Source organism: Clostridia bacterium, from assembly GCA_019683875.1.
Classification (GTDB): domain Bacteria; phylum Bacillota; class Sulfobacillia; order RBS10-35; family Bu92; genus Bu92.
The window spans coordinates 1-23,780 of record JADGHN010000014.1 but is presented as its reverse complement, the minus strand read 5'-3'; the positions used below and the strand labels follow the sequence as shown (position 1 = coordinate 23,780).

General features: G+C 69.0%; 28 protein-coding genes and 3 tRNA genes. 28 read left to right on the top strand and 3 right to left on the bottom strand.

Annotated features, from left to right (window positions below; all coding sequences use genetic code 11):
- The 9 genes from IRZ18_02255 to IRZ18_02215 all read left to right on the top strand — a co-directional run.
- A partial coding sequence (locus IRZ18_02255) for a class I SAM-dependent methyltransferase (GenBank protein ID MBX5475931.1) occupies positions 1 to 404 on the top strand: 404 nt, incomplete at its 5' end.
- Positions 391 to 1,221, top strand: coding sequence for a ParB/RepB/Spo0J family partition protein (locus IRZ18_02250; protein MBX5475930.1), 831 nt, complete (start codon positions 391 to 393; stop codon positions 1,219 to 1,221). The genes IRZ18_02255 and IRZ18_02250, both read left to right, overlap by 14 nt.
- Positions 1,222 to 1,285: 64 nt before the next feature.
- Positions 1,286 to 2,080, top strand: a complete 795-nt coding sequence (locus IRZ18_02245; GenBank protein ID MBX5475929.1) for a ParA family protein — start codon at positions 1,286 to 1,288, stop codon at positions 2,078 to 2,080.
- Positions 2,043 to 2,912, top strand: a complete 870-nt coding sequence (locus tag IRZ18_02240; GenBank protein MBX5475928.1) for a ParB/RepB/Spo0J family partition protein — start codon at positions 2,043 to 2,045, stop codon at positions 2,910 to 2,912. Before IRZ18_02245 ends, IRZ18_02240 begins: the two co-directional genes overlap by 38 nt.
- Before the next feature lie 120 nt (positions 2,913 to 3,032).
- Positions 3,033 to 3,731, top strand: a complete 699-nt coding sequence (locus tag IRZ18_02235; protein ID MBX5475927.1) for a DUF554 domain-containing protein — start codon at positions 3,033 to 3,035, stop codon at positions 3,729 to 3,731.
- A gap of 52 nt (positions 3,732 to 3,783) precedes the next feature.
- On the top strand, positions 3,784 to 4,296 hold the full coding sequence (locus IRZ18_02230; protein ID MBX5475926.1) for a DUF4446 family protein: 513 nt from the start codon (positions 3,784 to 3,786) through the stop codon (positions 4,294 to 4,296).
- Positions 4,297 to 4,372: 76 nt separating this feature from the next.
- Positions 4,373 to 5,425, top strand: a complete 1,053-nt coding sequence (locus tag IRZ18_02225) for a peptidoglycan DD-metalloendopeptidase family protein (GenBank protein MBX5475925.1) — start codon at positions 4,373 to 4,375, stop codon at positions 5,423 to 5,425.
- Positions 5,426 to 5,480: 55 nt separating this feature from the next.
- Complete coding sequence (locus IRZ18_02220) at positions 5,481 to 5,834, top strand: polymer-forming cytoskeletal protein (GenBank protein MBX5475924.1); 354 nt, start codon at positions 5,481 to 5,483, stop codon at positions 5,832 to 5,834.
- Positions 5,831 to 6,727 (top strand): diacylglycerol kinase family lipid kinase, encoded by an 897-nt coding sequence (locus IRZ18_02215; GenBank protein ID MBX5475923.1) that lies wholly within the window; start codon positions 5,831 to 5,833, stop codon positions 6,725 to 6,727. The genes IRZ18_02220 and IRZ18_02215 overlap by 4 nt, the downstream gene beginning before the upstream one ends.
- Before the next feature lie 17 nt (positions 6,728 to 6,744).
- Here the strand turns inward: IRZ18_02215 and yyaC are convergent, their stop codons facing one another.
- Positions 6,745 to 7,515: a spore protease YyaC gene (gene yyaC / locus IRZ18_02210; GenBank protein MBX5475922.1), complete on the bottom strand. Its 771-nt coding sequence runs from the start codon at positions 7,513 to 7,515 to the stop codon at positions 6,745 to 6,747.
- A 75-nt stretch (positions 7,516 to 7,590) separates the two neighbouring features.
- On the opposite strand from yyaC, the gene IRZ18_02205 reads away from it, so the two are divergent.
- From IRZ18_02205 to IRZ18_02130, 16 genes are all read left to right on the top strand, one after another.
- A complete protein-coding gene (locus IRZ18_02205; GenBank protein ID MBX5475921.1) occupies positions 7,591 to 8,688 on the top strand; it encodes a hypothetical protein in 1,098 nt (365 codons plus the stop codon).
- A gap of 26 nt (positions 8,689 to 8,714) precedes the next feature.
- Entirely contained in the window at positions 8,715 to 9,383 is a 669-nt protein-coding gene (locus tag IRZ18_02200; GenBank protein ID MBX5475920.1) for a CvpA family protein, read from the top strand.
- Between the two features lie 4 nt (positions 9,384 to 9,387).
- Positions 9,388 to 10,473: a mechanosensitive ion channel family protein gene (locus tag IRZ18_02195; protein ID MBX5475919.1), complete on the top strand. Its 1,086-nt coding sequence runs from the start codon at positions 9,388 to 9,390 to the stop codon at positions 10,471 to 10,473.
- Between the two features lie 17 nt (positions 10,474 to 10,490).
- On the top strand, positions 10,491 to 10,718 hold the full coding sequence (locus IRZ18_02190) for a DUF951 domain-containing protein (protein MBX5475918.1): 228 nt from the start codon (positions 10,491 to 10,493) through the stop codon (positions 10,716 to 10,718).
- 108 nt (positions 10,719 to 10,826) lie between these two features.
- Positions 10,827 to 11,210, top strand: coding sequence for a 30S ribosomal protein S6 (gene rpsF / locus IRZ18_02185; GenBank protein ID MBX5475917.1), 384 nt, complete (start codon positions 10,827 to 10,829; stop codon positions 11,208 to 11,210).
- 12 nt (positions 11,211 to 11,222) lie between these two features.
- Positions 11,223 to 11,612: a single-stranded DNA-binding protein gene (ssb, locus tag IRZ18_02180; GenBank protein MBX5475916.1), complete on the top strand. Its 390-nt coding sequence runs from the start codon at positions 11,223 to 11,225 to the stop codon at positions 11,610 to 11,612.
- A 40-nt stretch (positions 11,613 to 11,652) separates the two neighbouring features.
- Positions 11,653 to 11,880 carry a 30S ribosomal protein S18 gene (locus IRZ18_02175; protein ID MBX5475915.1) on the top strand — a complete coding sequence of 76 codons (228 nt, stop codon included), beginning with the start codon at positions 11,653 to 11,655 and terminating at the stop codon, positions 11,878 to 11,880.
- 133 nt (positions 11,881 to 12,013) lie between these two features.
- Positions 12,014 to 13,033: a DUF2232 domain-containing protein gene (locus tag IRZ18_02170; GenBank protein ID MBX5475914.1), complete on the top strand. Its 1,020-nt coding sequence runs from the start codon at positions 12,014 to 12,016 to the stop codon at positions 13,031 to 13,033.
- Positions 13,030 to 13,482 (top strand): 50S ribosomal protein L9, encoded by a 453-nt coding sequence (locus tag IRZ18_02165; protein ID MBX5475913.1) that lies wholly within the window; start codon positions 13,030 to 13,032, stop codon positions 13,480 to 13,482. Before IRZ18_02170 ends, IRZ18_02165 begins: the two co-directional genes overlap by 4 nt.
- Positions 13,483 to 13,484: 2 nt before the next feature.
- The gene (gene lonC / locus IRZ18_02160) at positions 13,485 to 15,380 is read left to right on the top strand and encodes an ATP-dependent protease, Lon family (GenBank protein MBX5475912.1); all 1,896 of its coding nucleotides are present in this window, start codon (positions 13,485 to 13,487) and stop codon (positions 15,378 to 15,380) included.
- A 14-nt stretch (positions 15,381 to 15,394) separates the two neighbouring features.
- The gene (dnaB, locus tag IRZ18_02155) at positions 15,395 to 16,774 is read left to right on the top strand and encodes a replicative DNA helicase (protein MBX5475911.1); all 1,380 of its coding nucleotides are present in this window, start codon (positions 15,395 to 15,397) and stop codon (positions 16,772 to 16,774) included.
- 33 nt (positions 16,775 to 16,807) lie between these two features.
- Positions 16,808 to 18,106, top strand: coding sequence for an adenylosuccinate synthase (locus IRZ18_02150; GenBank protein ID MBX5475910.1), 1,299 nt, complete (start codon positions 16,808 to 16,810; stop codon positions 18,104 to 18,106).
- Positions 18,107 to 18,208: 102 nt separating this feature from the next.
- Positions 18,209 to 18,284, top strand: a tRNA-Asp gene (locus IRZ18_02145).
- A gap of 118 nt (positions 18,285 to 18,402) precedes the next feature.
- Positions 18,403 to 19,392 carry a cation transporter gene (locus IRZ18_02140; GenBank protein ID MBX5475909.1) on the top strand — a complete coding sequence of 330 codons (990 nt, stop codon included), beginning with the start codon at positions 18,403 to 18,405 and terminating at the stop codon, positions 19,390 to 19,392.
- A gap of 72 nt (positions 19,393 to 19,464) precedes the next feature.
- Positions 19,465 to 19,806, top strand: coding sequence for a DUF2512 family protein (locus IRZ18_02135; GenBank protein MBX5475908.1), 342 nt, complete (start codon positions 19,465 to 19,467; stop codon positions 19,804 to 19,806).
- A gap of 148 nt (positions 19,807 to 19,954) precedes the next feature.
- The gene (locus IRZ18_02130) at positions 19,955 to 20,566 is read left to right on the top strand and encodes a superoxide dismutase (GenBank protein MBX5475907.1); all 612 of its coding nucleotides are present in this window, start codon (positions 19,955 to 19,957) and stop codon (positions 20,564 to 20,566) included.
- Positions 20,567 to 20,682: 116 nt separating this feature from the next.
- Here the strand turns inward: IRZ18_02130 and IRZ18_02125 are convergent, their stop codons facing one another.
- A complete protein-coding gene (locus tag IRZ18_02125; GenBank protein MBX5475906.1) occupies positions 20,683 to 21,156 on the bottom strand; it encodes a tRNA (cytidine(34)-2'-O)-methyltransferase in 474 nt (157 codons plus the stop codon).
- A gap of 152 nt (positions 21,157 to 21,308) precedes the next feature.
- Between IRZ18_02125 and IRZ18_02120 the strand changes: the two genes are divergently transcribed.
- Both IRZ18_02120 and IRZ18_02115 read left to right on the top strand, forming a co-directional pair.
- Positions 21,309 to 21,382, top strand: a tRNA-Gly gene (locus IRZ18_02120).
- Between the two features lie 17 nt (positions 21,383 to 21,399).
- Positions 21,400 to 21,475: transfer RNA gene (locus IRZ18_02115), tRNA-Thr, on the top strand.
- Between the two features lie 78 nt (positions 21,476 to 21,553).
- On the opposite strand, the gene IRZ18_02110 is transcribed toward IRZ18_02115, so the two are convergent.
- A complete protein-coding gene (locus tag IRZ18_02110; GenBank protein MBX5475905.1) occupies positions 21,554 to 22,414 on the bottom strand; it encodes a CPBP family intramembrane metalloprotease in 861 nt (286 codons plus the stop codon).
- Positions 22,415 to 22,563: 149 nt separating this feature from the next.
- Here IRZ18_02110 and IRZ18_02105 point away from each other — a divergent pair, with 149 nt between their 5' ends.
- Positions 22,564 to 23,706 (top strand): aminopeptidase, encoded by a 1,143-nt coding sequence (locus IRZ18_02105; protein MBX5475904.1) that lies wholly within the window; start codon positions 22,564 to 22,566, stop codon positions 23,704 to 23,706.
- The last annotated feature ends 74 nt before the right edge of the window (positions 23,707 to 23,780 follow it).

Below are 23,780 nucleotides of genomic sequence, written 5' to 3'. Positions count from 1 at the left end.
GGGAGGGGGCACGGGCGGTCCACGCCCGCGCGGAGGAGTGGGGTCGCGGCGAGGGGCGCGAAGCCTACGACGTGGCGACGGCGCGCGCGGTCGGTCATCTGGCGGTGGTGGCGGAACTGGCGCTGCCGTGTGTGCGCGTGGGCGGGCAGGTTCTTGCATGGAAAGGGCGGCTCAGCGACGAAGAGCTTGATGCGGGGAGCCGGGCTGCCCGCATATTGGGAGGAGAGATTGCGGCGGTCGACCGGTTCGTGCTCCCGTGGAGCGGAGCGCAGCGCACGATGGTGAGAATCGAGAAGCGACGGCCGACGCCGGACCGCTATCCGCGGCGACCCGGATTGCCGGAGAAGCGGCCGCTCGGCGTGGAAGCGCAGACTCGAGGGGAGGCCGAGAATGAGGGGCACTGACTGGCTTACGCACATTCCCCTGGACGAGATCCGACCGAACCCGTACCAGCCGCGCGCACAGTGGGACGAGGCCGCCCTGGCGGAACTCGCGGAGTCGATTCGAGAGCACGGAGTGGTTCAGCCGGTGGTGGTGAGGCCGCGCGACGACGGCTACGAGCTCATCGCCGGGGAACGGCGCTGGCGTGCCGCACAACGAGCCGGATTGAAGGAGATTCCGGCCGTCGTTCGCGAGGCGAGCGACCGGGACGTGGCCGTGCTGGCGCTTTTGGAAAACGTGCAGCGTGAGGATTTGAACTTTTTTGAGGTGGCGGAGGGCTACGCGCGGCTGCTGAAGGAATTCGGCATGACGCAGGAGGAGCTGGCCGCGCAGGTCGGCCGCTCGCAGAGCGCCATCGCGAACCTCCTGCGGCTGTTGCGGTTGCCGGCGCAGGTGCGCGAGGTTATTTCCCGGGAAATGTTGACCGAACGACACGCGCGAGCGTTGCTCGCGGTGGAGGATCCGGACGAGCAGCTGCGTCTCGCGGAGGCCGCGGGACGGCACGGGTGGACGGTGAAGCAGCTGGAGACGGAGATCGCCAGGACGCGCGATCACGGAACGGCGCAACAGCGGCGCACGACAGTGGTCAGCGATGCCCGGATCTTTGTCAACGAGTTTCGCAAGGCCGTGCGGATGCTGCAGTCGCAGGGCTTCCGGGTGGAGATGGCGGAGAGGGTCGAAGCGGAGCGCATATACTTGGAAATCACGATCGACCGGACGCCGGGCATCGCGCTGGCGGGCCGGCGGCGCAGCCGCGCGCGTGCGCGTGGAGGTCGGTAGCGCTGCGGGGCGAAGGAACAGGACGGAGAGGCGTGGAAAGTCCGGGAGCACCAGGAGGGCGAGGATGAGCCGGATCATCGCGATCGCGAACCAGAAGGGCGGGGTCGGGAAGACGACGACAACCGTGAACCTCGCGGCATGCCTCGGCCTTCTCGGGCAACGCGTCCTGGTGATCGACGCCGACCCGCAGGGAAACACGACGAGCGGCCTCGGCATCGACAAGGCCACGCTGGAGCGGACGCTATACGACGTGCTGGTGGACGAGGTTCCGCTTCAGGAAGTCGTCGTGCCGGTGAGTTCCGTGTCGAACGTGCACGTGGCGCCGGCGACCATCGATCTGGCGGGCGCGGAGGTCGAGCTGGTGCTGGCGATTTCACGTGAAACAAAGTTGAAGCGGGCCCTCGCTCCGCTGTCCGGGCGATACGATTTCGTCCTGATCGATTGCCCGCCGTCGCTCGGCCTTCTGACGGTGAACGCCCTGACGGCGGCTCAAGCCGTGCTGATTCCGATCCAGTGCGAGTACTACGCGCTGGAAGGCGTCTCGCAACTGCTGAAGACGATTGAGATTGTCCGCTCGAACCTGAATCCAGAGCTCGACATTGACGGCGTCGTGTTGACGATGTTCGATGGGCGGACGAACCTCGCGATCCAGGTGGTGGAGCAGGTCAAGAAACATTTTCGCGAGCGCGTCTACACGACGATCATTCCTCGCAATGTCCGCCTGAGTGAAGCGCCGAGCCACGGGCTGCCCATCGCGTTGTACGATCCGAAATCGCGCGGCGCCGAAGTCTACCGCGAGCTGGCCGAGGAGGTGCTGGAACGTGCCAGGACCCAGGAGAGGTCTCGGCAGGGGGCTTGAGTCGCTGCTGCCGTCGCTTGAGGTGCGGGATGGGGAGACGCCGCACGAGGTCGAAGTCGAGCGCATCGAACCAAACCCGCACCAACCAAGGCGCCACTTTGACGAAACCGCATTAGCCGAATTGGCCGAGTCGGTGCGGCAGCATGGCGTTCTGCAGCCACTGATCGTGCGGAGGAAGGGCGAGCGGTTCCAGATCGTGGCCGGGGAGAGGCGCTGGCGCGCGGCGCAACTTGCCGGCCTGAAGACAGTGCCGGTCGTCGTACGGGAGCTCGACGACCTTCAGATGACCGAGATTGCGCTGATCGAGAACCTTCAGCGGGAGGACCTCAACCCGATCGAGACAGCCCGCGCGTATCAGACGCTGATGGACAAGCTCGGGTTGGACCAGGAAGGCCTCGCGAGGCGTGTGGGCAAGAGCCGCTCCGCCATCGCCAACAGCCTGCGGCTACTCAGTTTGGAGGATGATCTGCAGGAGCAGGTGGCGGCCGGGCGGCTCTCAGAGGGACACGCCCGCGCGCTTCTCGCGGTCCAGCCAGGGGAGGCCCGGCGGGCCGCCGCGCGGCGCGTGCTCGAGCAAGGATTGTCGGTGCGCGAGACGGAAGCATTGGCGAGGGAACGGAAGGCTTCAGGGCAGCGCCGCGGGCGAACGAAGGCGGCCGAATTGGCGGACCTCGAGCGAATGCTGAAAGAGGCGCTCGCCGCGCCGGTGGAGATTCGTCCCGGAGGCCGGAAAGGCACGATTGAGATCACGTACTTTGGGCACGAGGACCTTGAGCGCCTGGTCCACCGGCTCGTGGGAGGGGCAGCGACGGGTGCTGCCTCACGCGCGTAGGGCGACCCACAAGCTTCAGAGCAGCGCGCGTGAATGGCGTCCAGACGCGACGTGGCGGCATTCGTTTCACGTGAAACGGTTTCACGTGAAACATCCGCGGCGCGTGAAAGGGGATTTCGGGTGCTCGGCACGCTCGTGAATACGGCCTCGATTTGTGCGGGCGCGTTGCTTGGACAGACGGTGTTCCGTCGCATCCCGGCGCAATGGCACCAGTCGGCTCTGCATGCGGTGGGGCTGGGCGTGGTGTTCATCGGCGCGTCGACGTCCCTCGACGCCTTTCGCCATTGGGCCGTCCAACTTGTGTTGGCCTTGGTCCTCGGAAGCTTCGCCGGCGAAGCGTTGCGTCTTGAAGACCGCCTGAACGCGCTTGAACGCCGGGGAGAGAGGCTCCGTGGCGCTGGTGAAGGCGGCGTCGCGAAAGCGTTCCTGACGGCGACGCTCGTCTTTGCCGTCGGCCCGATGGCGATCCTCGGAGGCATCCAGGATGGACTTGGGCCGGCACCCACGATTCTCTACACAAAGTCGGCCCTGGATGGCTTGAGCGCCATTGTGCTCTCGGCGACACTGGGACTCGGCGTCATTCTTTCTGCCGTGCCCGTGTTCCTCATCCAGGGCGGAGCCGCTCTACTGGCGGTAGAGCTGTCCCCCTTGATGACGCCAGACATCGTCGGGGCGATCAGCGGTGTGGGCGGCGTGCTGATCGCTGCCATCGGTCTGAACATGCTCGGGGCGGCGCGCGTGCGCGTGGCGTCGCTGCTGCCGGCGATTCTTTTCGGCCCTCTCAGCGTGTGGCTGACGCACGTGTTTTCAACGCGGTGAGCCCTCGGTCTTGATGAGCGGGCCGGCCTGACGCTTCGTAAGGAGGACGTGGATGTTTGACGTTTCGGCGCTTTTGAACTCCCCGGACGCGCAAATCGCCGTCTGTGTGGGTGGCGTGGCGTTGCTTGCGCTTCTCCTGGCGGCGGTCGCCTGGGTGCGTGTGCGCAGGTTGCAGCGGCGCTTGCGCGCCTTCCTTCCGACCGGCGCCGCGGGCGACGTGCTGGAGGCCCTGGCAGCGTTCTCGGCGCGCCTGGACACGCTCGCGCGCGCTGTCGAGGACCTCGCGGCGGAGGAGCGCGAGCTGAAGGCGGATCTCGCGCGCCGCGTGCGCACGCCTTCGGTGATTCGCTTCAACGCGTTCCCCGGGATGGGCAGCGACCTCAGCTATGCCGTCGCCCTGCTGGACGATGAGCGGAACGGTGTGGTGCTCTCTGCCATCCAGGGGCGCGAGGAAACGCGGGTGTACGCAAAACCGGTGCAACACGGCCAGTCCACATATCTGCTCACCCCGGAGGAAGAACGGGCGATTCAGGCGGCAGGAGGCCGGGATCTCGCGACGAAATAGGAAAGTCCGGCCATTTTTTGCGCGGCCGGCCAGGACAAGCCTGACGGGCAACACCGTCTTCGTCGGGAGGACAGTGATGGCGCCGTCAAACGACAGTCGCTATCTCACGATCCTGCTTCTGCCCGATGGCGCCGGCCGCTCGCGCTCGGTGCGCATTCCGGCATGGCTCCCGAAGAGTCTCCTCTTCGTCGCGCTGTCCGGTCTGTTCGCGTTGGTGCAGTTCTCGCACGACTACCGCGCCATGGCCCGGAACGTGGAGGAGCTGCACCGGCTCCAGGAGGTCAACGCGCAACAGGCGCGGGACCTGGAGGAGACCCGCGCACAGATCGCCGCCCTTCAGGACGAACTGGCCAAGATCCAAGAGCTCGACCGCACGCTGCGCTCTGAACTGCACATCGAAGGCTCGCCACAGAGCTCGGCTTACGGGTCGCCGTCCGCAGTCACGGCCCTCGCGGGAGGCGCGACGGCGCAGGGCGCGCCTTCATCCGCCCTGCCGACATCCATCGTCCAGGCCACGGGCGCGCTCACGGAGCTTCGTGCGGCGAACGCGCAGATTGCGGCCTCCGCCCAGTCCGTGACGGGACGATCGGCCGCCGGCCTGTCCTCCGCAGCGTTGCGGCAGGATGCCGAAGCCCTGGTGCAACAGGCGATGGCCGAATTGGCCAGCCTGACGGAGATCCAGGCGGCCACCACGCAGTACATCCGCGCGGCGGCCCATTACCCGGACCAGTGGCCCCTTGCCGGCGCCGTCACGTCGACCTTCGGCTACCGGCGTTCGCCGCTCGGATGGGGGCGCGAGTTCCACGAAGGCATCGACATCGCCGCTCCCTACGGCACGCCCATTCGCGCCGCGGCCGCGGGCGTCGTCGTGCACGCCGGTTGGCTGACCGGATTTGGGCGCGCGGTGAAGATCGATCACGGCAATGGGCTCGTCACGCTCTACGGACACCAGTCGCGGATCAAGGTCACCGTCGGTCAGACCGTGAAAAAAGGGCAGATCATCGGATACGTGGGAAGCAGCGGGCTCAGCACCGGACCGCATCTCCACTTCGGGGTCTACAAGAGAGGCACGCCCGTCGATCCCATGCCGTACGTGACCAGCGACCTCTATCAGTATCTGAAGAAGTAACGCACGAGGGAGGCCTCGCATGAGACGGCGCGATCCGAGGCCCGCGCCCGACCAGGTGGAGACGATCATCGGCAGGAACACCACGCTACACGGGGTGCTGACGTCCGCAGGCGCTGTCCGCGTCGAGGGGCGCGTCCAGGGCGAAATCCGTGCCGAGGGCAATGTGTACGTGACCGAGACCGCCGTTGTCGAGGCGGAGATTCACGGACGGCAGGTGGCCATCGCGGGTGAAGTGAAAGGTGACGTCCACGCCTCGGACCGTCTCGATCTGATCGGAACCGGCAAGCTCCTTGGCGACTTCTATTCCCCGAAGGTCGTCGTGGCAGAAGGCGCGACGTTTGAAGGGCGATCCCACATGACCGCGCTGGAAGGCGCGGTTGCGGAAGCGGCGGCGACGGGCGAACGATGAAGCGCCGGGCGGTCGTCATCGTCAATCCGAAGGCAGCCGCCGGCCGCGGGCTGCGGCTGTGGTCGTCCGTCGAGCCGCTGTTCGCCGAAGCGTTTGAATATGAGGTCCGCCTCAGCCAGCGCCCCGGCCACGCCACGGAACTTGCCCGGCAGGCCGTGCAGGAGGGCGCGCGCACGGTCGTCGCCGTCGGTGGCGACGGCACCGTGCACGAGGTCGTCAACGGCATGGCGCTTTCGGATGCGACGCTCGGCATCCTTCCGTTCGGCACGGGGAACGACTTCGCCCGGGCGATGGGCATCCCGCTCGTCCCGAAGCGCGCGGTCGAGACGCTCCGTGACGGGGAGCCGCGGGTCGTCGACCTCGGTCGCGTGCACGGCCACTTCTACGTTCAGGTGGCCGGCACGGGATTCGACGCCGTCGTGGCCCGGCGTGTCAACGAAAGCGGCCGCACGGGGAAAGGCGCCCTGGCTTACCTCATGTTCATCTTTTCCACGCTGTTCAGCTACCGCAACGCCGACCTCCGCCTTTCGGCCGAACGGACCGTCGACGGCCGTGCGCTGCTCCTCGCCGTCGCCAACACGGCGATGTACGCCGGCGGCATGAAGGTTTGCCCGGGGGCCGATCCGGCGGACGGACAGCTCGACTGGTGCTGGGTCGGGGACCTGTCGAAGGCCGAAACCCTTGCGGCCCTGCCACGAGTTTTCAACGGTTCGCACGTCCGGCTGCGCAAAGTCACGTGCGGCCGCGCCGCGGTTGTGGAAGTCGACGGGCCCGCGGATCTCCCCGTGCAGGCCGACGGCGAGTGCGTGGGCACGCTGCCCGCACGCTTCGAGTGCGTGCCGCGCGCGCTGAGCGTGATCGTGCCCAGGCAGGCGCAAGCGCGGCGCGCGTAACCCGCTGCGCGCCAGCTTCACAGGACGCCGCGCGCCTCGGCGGCTCCCGCTAGGCCTCCTCGAAAATCCTGCGTGACAGGCTTTTCGGGCGCGGCCGCGCCCCGGACGCCGGGTGCGGCGGGCCGCGGGTCGGGGGCGAAGCCGCCACCGGCCGCGGCCACCTCTCCCGGCGCCGATTCGACCCCGCTTTCCAGCGACCCGCTCCCGCGCGACCGTGCCGCGCACCACCGCGCGGCGGCCAGGAGCACGCCGTCGGCGATCACGCGCGCGATGGCCATGACGACGCTCAACCGCGTGTTCTGCAGGATCAGGTACTCCATGAACCCGCCGACGTTGACGGTGCCGGTGACGGCGACGTCGCCGACGGGCGGCAGCGTCTTGTTCACGCCGGCTCCGGGCTGCAAGGGGCCCCGGCACAGGCTGACGGTGCCGATGTTCTCGAGGCGGCCAAGACAGGCGTCGACGGCCACGACGAAGCACCCCGGGACCTGGCGGCCCAACTCGCCCAGCACGCGCTCCAGATTCGACGCGTGCACCGGTTCGTCGATCGTGCCGAGAACCTGCCACGGGCACCCGCGCTCCACGAGCCGCGAGCCGACCAGAGGACCGAGGGCGTCGCCGGTGGACCGGTCCGTGCCGATGCAGAGCACGACCACAGGACGATCCTGCGCGCCGGCCTCCTGAAGCTGCGCGGTCAGGTGGGCCGCGAGGCGCTCCGCCGCGTTCGCTTCGTCCGCGCGGATGCGCAGGTCGCTTCGGGGACGAGCGCTGGCGCGTCGTTCGAGCATGGGACCTCCTGCGGCTGGAGTGTTCGCAGTATATGGCACCGGCCGCGCGCATATGCATCGGCGAGAGGTGAGCCGGTGCGGTCGGCGCGCAATGGCGGGGCCCGGGCCTGGCAGGCCGCCGTCGCGGTCGGTTCGGTCTTCGCGGGTGGCGTGGTGGGCGCGGGTTTCGCGTCAGGCCGGGAGTTGTGGCAATTCTTCGCGGCGTACGGCCCGGTCGGCGTCGTTGCCGCCGCCCTGTCCGGGCTGGGCTTCGCCGTCGCCGCGGCGTTCGTGGTGGCGGCGCTCCGGCTGGCGCCGGGCGGGGCCGCCGCGGCCGGACACCACGACCTGCTGCGCGCGCTGCCGCCGTTCGCAGCGCGCGCGCTGGACGTCCTCTTCACGCTGTTTCTCTTCGTCGGACTGGCCGTCGTGCTGTCGGGCGCGGGCGCCCTCCTGGAAGAGCAGTGGGCGTGGCCGTACACGGCGGGGGTCGCGTCGCTGGCGGCGCCGGTCGCCGCGGCCCTGCTCGCGCGCGAGCGCGGCTTCGTGTGGGCCAACACCGCCTTGACGCCTCTGCTCGTCGTCCTCATGCTGGCGCTCTTCGCCCGATTGCTGGCCGCGACGCCGGGGCCGGCGCCCGCCCCGGTTCCGGACCCGGCTCAGGCGCTCCCTGCCCCGTGGTGGTGGGCCGCGCTGCTGTATGTGGCCTACAACATGCTCGTCGGCGTGGTGGCCATCGCGTCGCTGGAGCCGGCGCGACTGGCTTCAAGAGGGGCGTACGCAGGCGCCGCGGCGGGCGGGCTGGCGCTCGGGCTGCTGGCTGCGGCCGGTACGGCCGTCCTCGTGCAACAGGGCGCGAGGGCCGCGTCCTTCGACGTGCCCTTCGCCGCCCTCGCGCGCCACCTCGGGGCCGGCTGGAGCCTCGTCTACAGCGCCGCTCTCTACGCGGCGCTGGCGACGACCGCGCTCGCCAACGCGCGCGGCCTCGCCGCCCGCTTCAGCGGCGCGCGACCAGGCCAACTCGACCGCCTCCTGCCCTGCCTCTGGTTGCTCGCCGCGCTGCCGTTCACGCGCTTTGGCCTGTCCTGGCTCGTTCGCGTGGTATACCCGGCCGCGGGGTACGCGTCCCTCGCCCTCCTCCTCGCGCTGCCGCTCATCGTGTTGCGGCGCTGGTTGGACGCCCGCGCAGGCTAGCCTACAATGAGCCTGGGAGCGAGGCCATGCCGCGCAATCCGGTCGACTGGGCCATCCTGGCCATGCTGCTGTTCGGCGCGCTCGCGGGAGCCCGGCGCGGGCTGGTGGCCTCCGCACTCGGCGCGGTGGGCAGTCTCGGCGCCTTCGCCGCGAGCCTGTGGCTCGGGCCGCTTCTCCTGCAAGGCGTGGATGCGGCGTGGCATCTGCGCCCCCGCGTGATCGAATGGCTGGCCGCGCACGGACCCCTGCCGGCCGGGCTGTCCGAACGGGCGTCGAGCGCGCTGCGGGCCGTCGCGACGCCGGCGCTCGCGGGCTCCGGCTCGACGCCCGGTGATGCGATCTACCCGCTCATCGCGGACGTTCTGCTGAGGGCGCTGGCCGTGGCCGCAGTCTACGCGGTCGCCGCGTTCCTTCTGGGCTTCTTCGCGCGGCCGCTGTTGACCGTCGTGCGCGGCGTGACGGCGCTGGGACTCCTCGACCGCGCGGCCGGCGCCGCGCTGGGCTGCGCGGAGGCCGCCCTCACGGCGGCTGTGGCTCTCGCCGCGGCGACGAGCCTCGCCGCGTTCGCTCCGGGATCCGCATGGGCGCATGCGGTGGACGGCTCCGCCTGGGGACAGGCCCTCGTGAGCGGGCTTGACCGGGCCGTGGAGCTCGTCCAGCAACACTTCGCGCAGCGCCCCCACCTGGGAGGTTGACACGTTGCCGCACGGACTGGCGTCGCTGCTGGCTATGGCGCGACAGGCATTCACGGACTGCTCGAGCGGCTGGCGCTCACCCGAGTGCCTCGGCGCTGCCGGCCTGCAAGTGGGCGGCGCGCTGCTTGAGGCCGCCGCGATCGTCGTCGCCGGGCACATCCTCGCCCGCGTGCTCGGCGCGGTCCTGGACCGTTTCATCGAGAGGAGCCGGGCGACGCGGCTGGGAGTGTTCGACGAAACGCGAGCCGTCACCGTCCGCGGCCTGATGAAAAGCCTGCTGCGATACGTCATCGACTTTCTCGTGCTCGTGACGGTCCTGGCCGGCTGGGGCGTGCCGGTGAGCGGGCTGCTCGCGGGCGCCGGCATCGCCGGCCTGGCCGTGGGCTTCGGCGCGCAGAACCTCGTGCGCGACGTCATCACGGGATTCTTCCTCTTGTTTGAAGATCAGTTCCGCGTGGGCGAACACGTGGAGTTCGCCGGGATTTCCGGCATCGTGGAGGACATCGGCTTCCGCATCACGAGAGTGCGGGACTTCGGCGGCCAGCTGCACATGGTGCCGAACGGGCAGATCGAGCGGGTCACGAACTACAGCCGCGGCAGCATGCGCCTCCTCGTCAAGGTGCGCGTCGATTTCAATGAGGACCCGGACCGCGTCGAACAGGTCCTCGGCGAGGCGTGCGAACGCTTCCGGCGGTCGTGGACCACGCTGACCGAGGGGCCGAATGTGCTGGGCGTGCAGGACCTCGGCGAGGCCGGCGTCGAGTTTGTCGTCTGGGGCAAGGCCCAGCCGGGGGAGCAGTGGGCCGCAGAACGCGCGCTGCGCAAGGAGATCAAGAAGGCGCTGGACGCGGCCGGCATCCGCATCGCGCGCCCGCTAGCCGCGGTCGTCGCCTACGATGCCCCGTCGCCGGAAACGAAGCGCGGGACCCGCGGGTTTGACGGCGACGCGCTTCGCGGGGAGGCGGAACGCGCCCGCCGCGGGGAGGCCGGCCCGCCCGCGCCGGGAGAGGCGCCGCCCAGCGAGCGGGAGACGAATGCCTCGCGGGGCTCCGGCGGCCCGGATGAAGAAGGCAAAGAGAGAGAAGGGTGACGGTGGTTCGAGGACCTCTGCCGCTCCACCTCGGCGACGTCGTCCGCCTCAAGAAGCCGCACCCGTGCGGGTCGGACAGGTGGGAGATCGTGCGCGTCGGCGCGGATCTGCGGCTGAAGTGCCTCGGCTGCGGGCACCTCGTGCTCCTGCCGCGCAGCCGCGTGGAGAGCAAGATCCGGGAGATCTACCCGGCGGCCGCGCCGCCCGGCACGCCGCCGTTGAAACCCGGGCGCGACCTGCTATAATTTCATTTGATTTGCCATCACGCCCTTCATGCATGCCATTGGCGAAGATCCTTCCTGCCCGCCGGAACGGCGTGATCCGCGGGCCAAAGTCCGAAGGAAGGAGGTGCGATGTTGCGCGCCTACGAAGCCTTGATTCTCCTCGACCCCACGCTCGACACGGAACAGATCGAGCAGACCATGCGCCGCTTCCTCGAAACCGTGCAGAAGAACGGCGGCGTCATCGACAACCTCGAACCGTTGGGACGGCGGCGCCTCGCATACGAGATCGGCGGACACCGGGAGGGCGTCTACGTGCTCATGACGTTCCGCTCGGGGCCCGTGGCCCCGAATGAGCTGCGTCGCGCGCTGCGCCTCTCCGACAGCGTGCTGCGTTCGATGGTCGTGCGCGCCGTGGAGACGAACGCGGCGAAGTCGCAGGACGCTCGCGAGGGCGAGGCCAGCGCCGCTCCGGAGCCGGCCGAGGTCCCGGCGGCGGCGGTCGAAGCCGAATAAGGTGGCGGTTCCGTGCTGAATCACGTCGTGTTGATCGGGCGCCTGGTCCGCGATCCCGAACTCCGCTACACGCCGAACGGCGTGGCCGTCGGCACGTTCACGCTTGCGGTGGACCGGCCGTACTCGAACCAGCAGGGCGAACGCGAGGCCGATTTCATCGACATCGTCGTCTGGCGGCAACTCGCGGAGACGTGCGCCAACCATCTCAGCAAGGGGCGGCTGGTGGCCGTCGCCGGGCGCCTGCAGATCCGCTCGTACGAGACGCAGGACGGTCAAAAGCGGCGTGCGGCGGAGGTCGTCGCGAACGAGGTGCGCTTCCTCGACCGCCCCACACGCCAGGGATCCGGCGCCGACGCCCTCGGCACCGAAGTCCCGTTCGACGACGAGGACGTGCCGTTCTAGACCGGGGCCAGCGAATCTCACACGCAAGGGGGTCATCCGTTTGGCTCGACGCGACAAGCGACGTCGCCGCAAGGTATGCAGCTTCTGCGTCGACAAGATCGACGTCGTCGACTACAAGGACACGGGCCGGCTGCGCCGCTACATCAGCGAGCGCGGTAAGATCCTGCCGCGGCGCATCACCGGTAACTGCGCGCGCCATCAGCGCCAGCTCACCACGGCGATCAAGCGCGCGCGCTACATGGCTCTCCTGCCGTTCACCGTCGAGTGACCTGGCGGGCGCCGGACGGCGGATCGAGAGGCGCGAGGTCGACGAATCGCGAACATGACGGATCCGGCGGGAAGGGCCGACGCCCTTCCCGTTTTCCGCAAAGGAGTGGCGCGATGGACGGCAGGTGGGCCCGGTGAACCGGCTTGCGCAAACGCGCGCCGTCACGGAGGGCGCGCTCATGGCGGCGCTGACGGTCGTGCTTGCCCTGGCGGCCGTGTACGTCCCGCTTCTCGGATTTGTGCTGACGTTTTTCCTGCCGGCGCCGGTCGCCGTCGTCGCCGTCCGCCACGGCGCGGGCGTGGCGCTCCTCAGCGTCGTCGCGGCGGCCGTGCTTTTGGCGCTTTTCCTCGGGCCCGTTCAGGCGCTCGCGGTCGTCGTGACGTTCGCCTTCCTGGGCCTGGCGTTCGGGTTCAGCCTGCGGCGCGGATGGGACGCCGGCCGCGCGATTCTTTTGGGCGCCCTGGCCGTCGCCGCCACGGTCACGCTCGGCGTGCTGCTCTCGCGCCTCGTGTTCCACGAGGACGTGCTCGCCCTGTTCCGGGACGCCGTCGAGAGCAGCGCTCGGCGCCTCGCGGCGTGGAACCTGCCCACCGCGCGCCAGACCGCGGAGATGCTGAAGGCCATGATGCGGGAGTTGAAGGAGCAGCCGCTGCTGTTCATCGCCCCGGTGGGCGCTTCGATGGTGATGCTTTCGGCGATCTACTACGCCGCGCTGCGGCCGCTCTTCCAGCGGCTGGGCATCGCCGTGCCGCGGCTGTCGTCGTTCGCCACGTGGACGGTGCCGCGCGGCGTCGCGTGGGCGTGGCTGGCCGTCATGGCGCTCCTTCTTCTCAGCCAGCGGCCGGGATTCGGATGGCTCGCGCCCGTCGCGCAGAACCTCTCGTACGCCGCGGTGTTCGTCTTCATGACGGTCGGAGCGTCCGTCGCGTACTTCTTCTTGCGGTACTGGCGCCTGAGCGTGGGTGTGTCCGGCGTTCTCGCCGTGTACGCGTCCCTGACGCCGATGGGCCAGATCGTCGTCCTTCTTGGGCTTTGGGAAGTTCTCGTCGGACTGCGCGCGCGCTTCGTGGACCGCCTGCCCTCCGACCACCCGCTGCGCGCGGAGCTGGGGGAGGACGGCGCGGCTCGGCTGAAAGGGAGGGTTCCGCAGTGAAGGTCGTGCTCACACAAGCGGTCAAGGGCTTGGGAAACGCCGGTCAGACGGTGGAGGTGGCCGACGGCTACGCGCGCAACTTCCTGTTCCCGCGCAACCTGGCGAAGCCGGCCACGGAAAGCACGCTGAAGCAGATCGAGGATGACCGCCGGCGCCAGGCGGCCAAGGCGGAGCGCGAGCGCCGGGAGGCGCAACAGGCGGCCGCCAAGCTCGATCACAAGGAGATCGTCTTCAAGGCGCGGGCCGGGGAAGGCGGCAAGCTCTTCGGCTCCATCACGGCGCAGGACGTGGCGGAGCGGATCGCCGCCCAGTTCGGCGTGACGGTCGACAAGCGCCGCGTGGAGATGGACGGCGCGATCAAGTCGCTCGGCCGCCACCCGGTCAAGGTTCGGCTGCATCCGGAAGCCGTCGCCCAGGTGGAAGTCGTCGTGCTGCCGGAGGCGGAGTGACCATGGGCCGCTTCGTGCGCCACGGGGGCGATCGCCGCGGCCTCGTCGAGGAGTACGAGCGCAAGGTGAACGCGCTCTACGGCGTCCTCGCCGACATCTACGGCTCCGACCGCGTCGTCCTGAAGGCGGGCAAGGTGGGGGCCCTGAGCGGCATGCGCTCGGAGAACCTGGGGGAGCGCATCGTCGCGCTGCAGCGCCTGGTCTACGACGATCCCACCATCGACGAGCCGCCGCGCTTCTCCGAGATCCCGGCCGTGCTGAGCGAGCTCGAGGAGGAACTCGCCGACCTGCTGGCGCGGCGCACCGTGGAGGACGAGATCGAGCAGAAGATCCAGGACCGCATGGCGCAGAAGCACGAGGAGTACGTGGCCGACATCCGCGCCCAGGTCATGCGGGAGATCTCGCCGGAGACGGCCGAGACGAAGCGCAAGCTCGAGCGCCTGCAGCAGATCGAGCAGCGCGGCCTGGCGCGGTCGCTCGCGGAGGTGCTGCGCCCGAAGCGCTTCGAGGAGGTCATCGGCCAGGACGCGGCCGTCCAGGCGCTGCTCGCCAAGCTCTCCTCGCCGTACCCGCAGCACATCCTGCTGTACGGCCCGCCCGGCGTGGGCAAGACGACGGCCGCGCGCCTCGCGCTGGAAGTGGCGCGGGAGCGGCCCGGCTCGCCGTTCTCGAAGGACGCGCCGTTCGTCGAAGTCGACGGCTCCACCCTGCGCTGGGATCCGCGCGAGGTGACGAACCCGCTCCTCGGTTCGGTGCACGACCCGATCTACCAGGGGGCGCGGCACGATTTCGCCGAAGGCGGCGTTCCGGAGCCGAAGCTGGGCCTCGTCACCGAGGCGAACGGCGGCGTGCTCTTCATCGACGAGATCGGCGAGATGGACCCGATCTTGCAGAACAAGCTCCTCAAGGTGCTTGAGGACAAGCGCGTCTATTTCGAGTCCTCGTACTACGACCCGGACGATCCGCATGTGCCGGAGTACGTGCACAAGCTGTTCCGCGAGGGCGCGCCGGCCGACTTCGTCCTCATCGGGGCCACGACGCGCGATCCGGAAGACATCACGCCCGCGCTGCGCTCGCGCTGCGCGGAGATCTTCTTCGCGCCGCTGACGCCGGACGACATCCGCAAGATCGTGCGGCAGGGCGCGGAGAAGCTCGGCGTGCCGATCGAAGCGGCGGCGGTCGACGACATCGCCGAGCGCACCATCGAGGCGCGCAAGGCGCTGAACATCCTCGCGGACGCGTACGCGATGGCGGTGTACGAGGCCGGCGGCCCGGACAGGCCCGCCGCAATACGCGCCGAGCACGTGCGCACGGCGCTGAGCGCCGCGCGCGTGGGGCGGGAGGCGCGCACCCTGGCCTCGTCGACGACGCAGATCGGCCGCGTGATCGGGCTGGCCGTGCGCGGCTTCCTCGGCTCGGCGCTGGAGATCGAGGCCGTCGCCTACCCGGCGCGGGAGCCGGGCAAGGGCAAGATCCGCTTCAACGAGACGGCCGGCTCCATGGCGCGGGACTCCGTCTTCACCGCGGGCACCCTCCTGCGGCGCATCACGGGCAAGGACCTGGCCGACTACGACGTTCACGTGAACGTCGTCGGCGGCGGCCACATCGATGGGCCTTCGGCGGGGGCGGCCATCTTCGCGGCCATCTACAGCGCCGTCGAGGGGCGTCCGGTGCGCCAGGACGTGGCGATCACCGGCGAGGTCTCCCTCTCCGGCCGGATCCAGGAAGTGGGCGGCATTCCGGAGAAGCTCTACGGCGCCCGGCAGACCGGCGTGCGGCGCGTGGTGCTGCCGGCCGCCAACGAGGGTGACGTCCCCGCGGGCCGGTTCGGGCTGGAGCTCGTGTTCGTGGAGACGGCGGAACAGGTGCTGCAAGAGCTTCTTGCGCCGGTGCAGTAAGGGGTCGGATCGACGTGGACGCGCTCGCGGACAAGATTCCCCCTCAGAACCTGGAAGCCGAGCAATCCGTGCTCGGCTCCATGCTCTTGGAGCGCGAGGCCATCCTTCGCGCGGCGGAGATCCTGAGCGATGACTCGTTCTACCGGGAGGCGCACCGCCACGTGTTCCGGGCCATCCTGGACCTCACGGACCGGAACGAGGCGGCGGACATCGTCACGGTGGGCGACGAGCTGGCCTCGCGCGGGCTGCTGGAGCAGGTCGGCGGCCACGCCTACCTCAGCGAGCTGGCCAACGCCGTGCCGACGGCCGCCAACGTGGAGTACTACGCCCGCATCGTGGAGGAGAAGGCGCTCCTGCGCAAGCTCATCCAGGTCTCGGGCGAGATCGCGCGGCGCGCCTACAGCGGCACCGAGGACGTGACGGAACTGCTCGACTACGCCGAGCAGCAGATGTTCGAGCTGTCGCGAGACCGCAAGACGCGCTCCTGGGCCTTCATCCGGGACGTGCTCGTCGACACGTTCGACCACATCCAGCGCATGTTCGAGAAGCAGGGCGACGTCATCGGCATCCCGAGCGGCTTCCGCGCGCTGGACGAGCTGACGAGCGGCTTCCACGAGTCGGAGCTCATCATCCTGGCCGCGCGCCCGTCGCAAGGAAAGACGGCGCTTGCGCTGAACATGGCGGCGCACGCCGCGGTGGAGCACAGGATCCCCGTCGCGATCTTCTCTCTGGAAATGTCGAAGGAGCAGCTCGCGCAGCGCATGCTGTGCTCGGAGGCGCGAGTCTCGTCGTTCAAGCTGCGCACGGGCCAGCTGGCCAACGAGGACTGGCACCGGCTCTCCTTCGCCCTGGGCAAGCTGGGCGAGGCGCCGATCTACATCGACGACACGCCGAACATGTCGGTGATGGACGTGCGCGCGCGCGCGCGGCGCCTGAAGGCGGACCACGGCATCGGCTTCATCGTGATCGACTACCTCCAGCTGATGAACACGAGGGGCCGTGCCGAGAACCGGCAGCAGGAGATCTCCGAGATCTCGCGCTCCCTGAAGGCGCTCGCGAGGGAACTGAAGGTGCCCGTGCTGGCGCTCTCGCAGCTCAGCCGCGCGGTGGAGCAGCGGGAGGGACGGCGGCCGCAGCTGTCGGACCTGCGGGAGTCGGGCGCCATCGAGCAGGACGCCGACGTGGTCCTCTTCATCTACCACAATCCGGAGCGCGCCGAGCAGAGGGAAACGGTATCATACGGAGGGTCCCGGTCCACCGTCAGCCAGGTGGAACTGATCCTGGCCAAGCAGCGCAACGGACCGACCGGCTCGGTGGAGCTCGTCTACTTCCACGACTGGACCAAGTTCGGCGCCATCGACAAGTCGCGCGCGCCGGCGTCCGCGGGGGCGTAGGCCAGCCGGCAGGGACCGCGTGGGGGTGAGCGCGTGTCGACGCTCGTGCTCGTCGGCAGCCAGTGGGGCGATGAAGGCAAGGGCAAGGTGACCGACGTCCTCGCGGAGCACGCGGACGTCGTCGTGCGTTATCAGGGCGGCGCGAACGCCGGGCACACGGTCGTCGCCGGCGGGCGCACGTACAAGCTGCACCTGGTCCCGTCCGGCATCGTTCACGGCAAGACCTGCGTGATCGGGAACGGCGTGGTGCTGGATCCCGAACACTTCCTCAACGAGGTCGAATACCTTCGCGGGTGCGGTCTGGACGTGGAGCGCATCCACGTCAGCGACGCCGCGCACGTGATCTTCCCGTACCACAAGAAGCTGGACGAACTGGAAGAGGAGCGGCGCGGCGAGGGCAGGATCGGCACCACGCGCCGCGGCATCGGGCCGGCCTACATGGACAAGGTGGCGCGTGCCGGCATCCGCGTCGGGGACCTGCTCCGGCCGGACACGCTGCGGCGGAAGCTCGAGGCCAACCTGGAGCAGGTGAACCACCTGATCGAGAAGGTCTACGGCGAGGGGGGCTTCGCGCTCGACGCGCTGCTTGAGCAGTACTCCGAGTTCGCCCGCCGCCTCGCGCCGTTCGTGACCGACACGGCCGTGCTCATCAACCGGGCGATCGACCGCGGGGAGCACGTCCTCTTCGAGGGCGCGCAGGGGACGATGCTCGACCTGGACCACGGCACGTACCCGTACGTGACGTCGTCCTACCCGACGGCCGGCGGGGCGTGCCTCGGCAGCGGGGTCGGGCCGACGCGCATCGACCGCGTCATCGGCGTGGCGAAGGCGTACACCTCCCGCGTGGGCGACGGGCCGTTCCCGACGGAGCTGCGCGACGCGACCGGCGACTGGATCCGCGAGAAGGGGCACGAGTACGGCACGACGACCGGCCGGCCGCGCCGCTGCGGCTGGCTCGACGCCGTCATCCTGCGGCACTCGGTGCTCGTGAGCGGGCTCAGCGGCCTGGCCCTGAACCACCTCGACACGCTGACGGGGCTGCACCCGTTGAAGATCGCGGTGGCATACGAGGTGAACGGCGAGCGGCGGGAGACGCTGCCGCGGCAGCTCGACGAACTCGCGGAAGCCCGGCCGGTGTACGAGGAACTGCCCGGCTGGGACGAGCCGATCGGCGGCGTGCGCACCTTTGACGGGCTGCCGGCCGGCGCCCGGCAATACGTCGAGCGCATCGAGCAGCTGACGGGCGTGCCGGTCGTCATGATCTCCGTCGGGCCGTCGCGCGAGCAGACGTTCATGCGCTTCGAGCCGTTTTCCGCGCAGCGCGGCCGCTGACCGCGCAATGGCCGGCAATTGCCGCTGCGCGTGGCCGCCGTTTCGACGTCGCGTCGTTGACGCGTTTGCGGCGCGGTTGCTATAATCGGTCGTGCTTTGCGCGGAGGCGTGGTGTAGTGGTTAACATACCGGTCTGTCACACCGGAGATCGCGGGTTCAATTCCCGTCGCCTCCGCCATCAAATTTGCGCACGGGGCGCCTGAAGGCGCCTTTTGTGTTTTCCGTGCGAGCGCGCGCTGGGCGCGGCGGGCGCTCGCCAAGCGCGGCGAGCGCGCGCGAGGAGGGACTGGCGAGCGATGCGAGACGCCCACCACGATCATGCGCACCATGGTCACGCACCCCACGTGCACGTCCACGGGCACCACGGGCATCACGTCCACGGGCACCACGGGCACGGGCACGTCCACGCCGCGCCCCACCGGTTGCGGGAGGCTTTCGTCCTGGCGCTCGCCATCCTGGCCGTCGAGGTCGCCGGCGGGATCGTCGCGAACAGCCTCGCGCTCCTCAGCGACGCCGGCCACATGCTCACGGACGTGGCGGCGGTGGGGCTCGCGTGGCTCACAAGCTCCTGGGCCGGGCGCAAGCCGACGAAGCGGTGGACGTACGGCTACGTCCGGGCGGGCATCCTGAGCGCCGCCGTGAACGCGCTGTCCCTCTTCGTGGTATCCGGGTGGATCGCCTTTGAAGCCGTGCAGCGCCTCGCCCGGCCCGAACCCGCGTCCGGCGCCATCATGTCGTTCGTGGCGCTGTTCGCGCTCGTGGCCAACGCGCTCGTCGCCTGGCGCATGGGCGGCGGCCACGAGGACCTCAACACGCGCAGCGCCTGGCTGCACATCGTGGGCGACGCGGCCGCGTCCGCGGGCGTCCTCGCCGGCGGGCTCGTCATCCGCGCGACCGGGTGGCGCTGGGTGGACCCCGTGATCAGTCTCGCCATCGCCGGCGTGATCCTGCTGGGCGTCGTCCGCCTGGCCCGCGACGTGGTGCGCATCCTCATGGAAGGCGCCCCGCCGGGGCTGGAACTCGACGAGGTGGCGGAGGGGCTGCGCTCGCTCCAAGGCGTCCGCGAAGTGCACGACCTGCACATATGGAACCTCGACGCCGCGCGCACGATGCTGACGTGCCACCTCGTCGTCGACGACCCCTCCATCGCCTCCGTGGACGACGTGCTCCGCCGGGCGGAAACGCTCCTGCGGGAGCGGTTCGGCGTCCGGCACAGCACGATTCAGGTCGAGGGCGCGAGCCTGGGCCACCCGGACAGCCTGCTGTGCGCAGCGGGGCTTGAGTGAGGGAGCAGGCGCGCCTGCGCCGCGACGTGCGTCTTCTGGGCAGACTAGGCGAAAAGGCCCGGGGGGACGCGCGTGAAACACGTCATGTTGCTCGCCGTGAAGCTCATTCTCGTCTGGGCGATCCTCGGCGTCATGTTCGCCCTGCTGCGCCTGCCGGCGGAGCCGCTCTTCGTGGTCGCCGCCGCGGTCACGGCCGCCGGCTACGTCGCGGGCGACCTCTTCCTGCTGCGGTACGGAAACCTGGCCGCCGCGGCGGCGGACGTCGCGATCGCGGCCGTCGTGATCTGGGCGGTGACGGCGATGGTCGGCACGCCGCTCGGCCTGGGCGCCTCGCTGGTGCTCGGGGCGGCCGTGGGCGTGGGCGAGGTGATCTTCCACTCCTTCGTGGCGCATGCCCTGCGCATCGGCACCTGAGCGTTCCACGGGGACCTGGGCGAGGAGCCCTCAGACGCCCGTCCGAAGACCGTTTTCGGGGTCGCCGGGGCGGCCCGCCGGTCGTTTGCCGCGCCCGTTGCCGCGAGGGTACAATGGGTGTGCCTGACACGAATGGAAGGGTGATGTTATGGCGTTCACACTGCCACCGTTGCCGTACGACTACAACGCCCTTGAACCGCACATCGACGAGCAGACCATGCGCATCCACCACGACAAGCACCACGGCACGTACGTCAACAACCTCAACGCCGCGCTTGAGGGACATCCGGAACTGCAGGCGAAGACCATCGAGGAGCTTCTCGCCTCCATCAACAGCATTCCGGAGTCCATCCGCACGGCGGTCCGCAACAACGGCGGCGGCCACGCGAACCACACGCTGTTCTGGGAGATCATGAGCCCCAACGGCGGCGGCCAGCCCACGGGCGCGCTCGCGAAGGCCATCGACGAGGCGTTCGGCAGCTTTGACAAATTCAAGGAAGAGTTCACCAAGGCCGCGACCGGTCGCTTCGGCAGCGGCTGGGCGTGGCTCGTGCTGGACAACGGCAAGCTCGCCATCACGAGCACGCCGAACCAGGACAACCCGATCATGGAGGGCAAGAAGCCGATCCTCGGCCTGGACGTGTGGGAGCACGCGTACTACCTCAAGTACCAGAACCGCCGTCCGGAATACATCGCCGCGTGGTGGAACGTCGTCAACTGGGACGCGGTCGCCAAGCGGTACGAGCAGGCGCGCGGCTGATCGCGGCCCCCTACGGAGCCGGAACAGGGACCCCCGCCCCGAACCCGGGCGGGGGTTTTGCATCCGCGCGACGGTGCCACCGGCGCATCGCGCGCAAGCGTTCACAGGCGATCACGTCACGCGAGCCCGGGAAAGCCCCACTGGCGATACGCTTCAAAGGCGACGATCGCCACGCAGTTCGAGAGGTTCAACGAGCGCGCGCCCGGCATCATGGGGATGCGCAGCCCGCGCCCGGGGTACCGTTCGATGAGCGCGACGGGCAGGCCGCGCGACTCGCTGCCGAACACGAGGCAGTCGCCCGGCTGGAATCGGGCCTCGTCGTACCGCACGCGGCCGCGCGTCGTCAGGAGCCAGACGCGCTCCGCGGGCCAAGCGTCGGCGAAGCTGCGCCAGTCGTCGTGCTCCGTCCACGTGACGAGGTTCCAGTAGTCGACGCCGGCACGCCGCACGTGGCGCTCATCCATGCGGAAGCCCAGCGGGTGGACCAGGTGCAGGTGCGCGCCCAGGACGGCGCAGGTGCGCGCCACATTTCCGGCATTTTGCGGGATTTCCGGCTCGATGAGGGCGATGTGCAGCCGCGCGTCCGCCATGGTCATAGCGTACCGCGGCCCGAGGCGAGCTGGCGAGGCCCGGGCGCGCCATCGCGTCCGGCGTGCGGCGCCGGCGGCGCTGGTGCTCGCTGGCAATCCGCCCGCGCATCTTGCGAGTGCGTGCGGTCATCGCGTAAAATGGTTGGCGCCATGCGGGTGTAGTTCAATGGTAGAACGAAAGCTTCCCAAGCTTTAGACGAGGGTTCGATTCCCTTCACCCGCTCCAGATTTGCGCGTTTCTTGGCTGGCGTAGCTCAGTCGGCAGAGCGAGCGATTCGTAATCGCTAGGTCGAGGGTTCAAGTCCCTCCGCCAGCTCCACTTTGAAAGCCCCGTCCTGCATGCGGGGCTTTTGTTGTACCTGTCGTCGAGCACAAAATTCGGCCCGCCGGAAACCGGCTACGAGCTTGTCGATACGCTAGAGCCAGCAGGGTTCTGACGACTGAGCCTGCGAAGCACGAGGGCGCAACCCAACATTGTCAGCACCTGTACGGCGAATACTTGGCCCCATGATGTAAAGCGCAAGGGCGCCGGATCCAGGTAGGCCAGCATGATCGCCAACAGGTTATAAAAGCTGTGAAGCAGAGCCGCCGCCCAAAGCGACCCCATCCAATACGCGAACAGCGAGAGAACGAGGCCTGCGGAACCAAGCAGCACCACGGTCTCGAACGAATGTCCAAGGAAATTGCCGAGGTGTTCCGCACCGAACAAAGCCGCGCTCGCCACCAGGCTAAGCCAAAACACGAAAAAGGGGCTCAGGCGAGCGCTCAGGCGGGTTCCAAGGAAATACAAGCCAAAGGTGAGGGCCCACCGCTGCACTTCTTCGAGAGGACCTGCAATCGTGGCGGAAACGGCTGCCAAGATCATCAGAACGTTTTCGTCCACTGTGATTCCCATGTCATTGTGCTGTGATGGGAGAAATCCAGGCTCGATCAAGCTCGCGGCGCTTCCCAGAGCACCCAGGAGCGAGATCATGCCGACATACGCGACGGTCCAATAGATGACCTTTGAGAGCAGCTTACTCGGGGCAGGCGGTCGGTTCGCGCCGAGAACGCGATGGAACCGTCCAACGAAGCGAATCAGAAGGATGAGCGCGACGATCTCGATGACGGTTTCAGCCACGTCCCGCAGCCAAGGGAACAGGGCTGCGGCCAGAATGCAAGCGGCCGTCACGCTCGCGCACACATGCAGGTAGACATCCTTTCGGAGGCCGGATGTCTCCAGTGCGCTCATGAACCGTTGCATGGCGGGCCTATTCATAGGCGTCCTCCACGGGTGTAAACGACTCCGTAAGTGGGCTCGCCTCGTCATCGCTTCGACTTCGATGGGGGTGTTCTCTCCCCCGAGAGGAATTCCTTTCCATATTGTGGGGGAGGGGGCAGGGACCGCGGTTGCGGTCGCGAATGGACATGTCCCGTACGCCAAGCATCGGAGGGGTCAATGTGGATCCGCGCGTCGAACGCTTCGCTCGGGTACTCACGGAATACTCGCTGCCGCTCGGACCCGGAGACTACTTCGTGATCACCGCGTCCCCGCTCGCCGGGGATCTCGTAAAGGCCGTCTACCGGTACGCGCTCCGCAAGGGAGCCAATGTCGACGTTCTATGCATGCTCCCAGGCCTGCGCGAGATTTTCTTCAAGGAGGCCTCCGACGAGCAACTGCGGTTCGTGACCCCGCTCGAGCGCCTCGCCATCGAACAGGCCAACCGCCAGCTGTCCATCAGCGCCCCGGTCAACGTCAAGGAGCTGAGCAACGTCCCGCCGCAGCGGGTCTCGGCCGCCAACGCCGCGCGGTCGGATCTGATGCGGCGGTTCATGGAGCGCTCCGCCACGGAGGAGCTACGCTGGTGCACGACGGTGTTTCCCGTGCCGGCGCTGGCCCAGGAGGCCGGGATGTCGCTCTCGGAGTACGAGGACTTCGTCTTCGAGGCCGGATTTCTCCACCTCGACGATCCCGTCGCCGCCTGGCAGGAGCAGCGGCGCCGCCAGGACCGGCTGAAGGCGTTCCTGTCCACGGTCCGCGAGCTGCGCTTCTTGGCCAAGGACACCGACCTGCGTGTCGGCGTGGCGGGCCGGACCTGGATCAACGCCCACGGGACGCACAACTTCCCGGATGGCGAGGTCTACACGGGACCGGTGGAAGACCAGGTGTCGGGCACGATCCGCTTCACCTACCCGGGGATCTACATGGGCCGCGAGGTGACCGACGTGCGGCTGACGTTCGAGGCCGGCCGGGTGGTGGAGGCGAGCGCGGCCACGGGAGAAGACCTGCTCAAGGCCATGCTTGACACGGATGAGGGCGCGCGCCGCGTGGGGGAGATCGCCCTGGGCACCAACTACTCGATCACGAAGTTCGTCAAGAACACGCTGTTCGACGAAAAGATCGGCGGGACGATGCACCTGGCGCTGGGCGCGAGCTATCCGGAGACGGGCGGGACCAACCGTTCGGCGATCCACTGGGACCTTGTCTGCGACCTACGTGAGGGCGGCGAGATTTACGCGGACGGCAAGCTGATCTCGCGCAACGGACGGTTCGTGGACGGTCTTTGGTAAGGGCGGTGGGGGGGGGGGGGGGGGGGCCGCCCCCCCCGGGCGGCGGGGGGGGGGGGGGGGGGCGGCGGGGGGGG

What these genes read in the sequence shown, in the direction of transcription:
- IRZ18_02250 (MBX5475930.1), top strand. Translation starts at nt 391, where the DNA reads ATGAGGGGCACTGACTGGCTTACGCACATTCCCCTGGACGAGATCCGA.
- IRZ18_02245 (MBX5475929.1), top strand. Translation starts at nt 1,286, where the DNA reads ATGAGCCGGATCATCGCGATCGCGAACCAGAAGGGCGGGGTCGGGAAG.
- IRZ18_02230 (MBX5475926.1), top strand. Translation starts at nt 3,784, where the DNA reads ATGTTTGACGTTTCGGCGCTTTTGAACTCCCCGGACGCGCAAATCGCC.
- IRZ18_02225 (MBX5475925.1), top strand. Translation starts at nt 4,373, where the DNA reads ATGGCGCCGTCAAACGACAGTCGCTATCTCACGATCCTGCTTCTGCCC.
- IRZ18_02215 (MBX5475923.1), top strand. Translation starts at nt 5,831, where the DNA reads ATGAAGCGCCGGGCGGTCGTCATCGTCAATCCGAAGGCAGCCGCCGGC.
- yyaC (MBX5475922.1), bottom strand. Translation starts at nt 7,515, where the DNA reads ATGCTCGAACGACGCGCCAGCGCTCGTCCCCGAAGCGACCTGCGCATC.
- IRZ18_02200 (MBX5475920.1), top strand. Translation starts at nt 8,715, where the DNA reads ATGCCGCGCAATCCGGTCGACTGGGCCATCCTGGCCATGCTGCTGTTC.
- rpsF (MBX5475917.1), top strand. Translation starts at nt 10,827, where the DNA reads ATGTTGCGCGCCTACGAAGCCTTGATTCTCCTCGACCCCACGCTCGAC.
- lonC (MBX5475912.1), top strand. Translation starts at nt 13,485, where the DNA reads ATGGGCCGCTTCGTGCGCCACGGGGGCGATCGCCGCGGCCTCGTCGAG.
- IRZ18_02140 (MBX5475909.1), top strand. Translation starts at nt 18,403, where the DNA reads ATGCGAGACGCCCACCACGATCATGCGCACCATGGTCACGCACCCCAC.
- IRZ18_02130 (MBX5475907.1), top strand. Translation starts at nt 19,955, where the DNA reads ATGGCGTTCACACTGCCACCGTTGCCGTACGACTACAACGCCCTTGAA.
- IRZ18_02125 (MBX5475906.1), bottom strand. Translation starts at nt 21,156, where the DNA reads ATGGCGGACGCGCGGCTGCACATCGCCCTCATCGAGCCGGAAATCCCG.
- IRZ18_02110 (MBX5475905.1), bottom strand. Translation starts at nt 22,414, where the DNA reads ATGAATAGGCCCGCCATGCAACGGTTCATGAGCGCACTGGAGACATCC.
- IRZ18_02105 (MBX5475904.1), top strand. Translation starts at nt 22,564, where the DNA reads ATGTCCCGTACGCCAAGCATCGGAGGGGTCAATGTGGATCCGCGCGTC.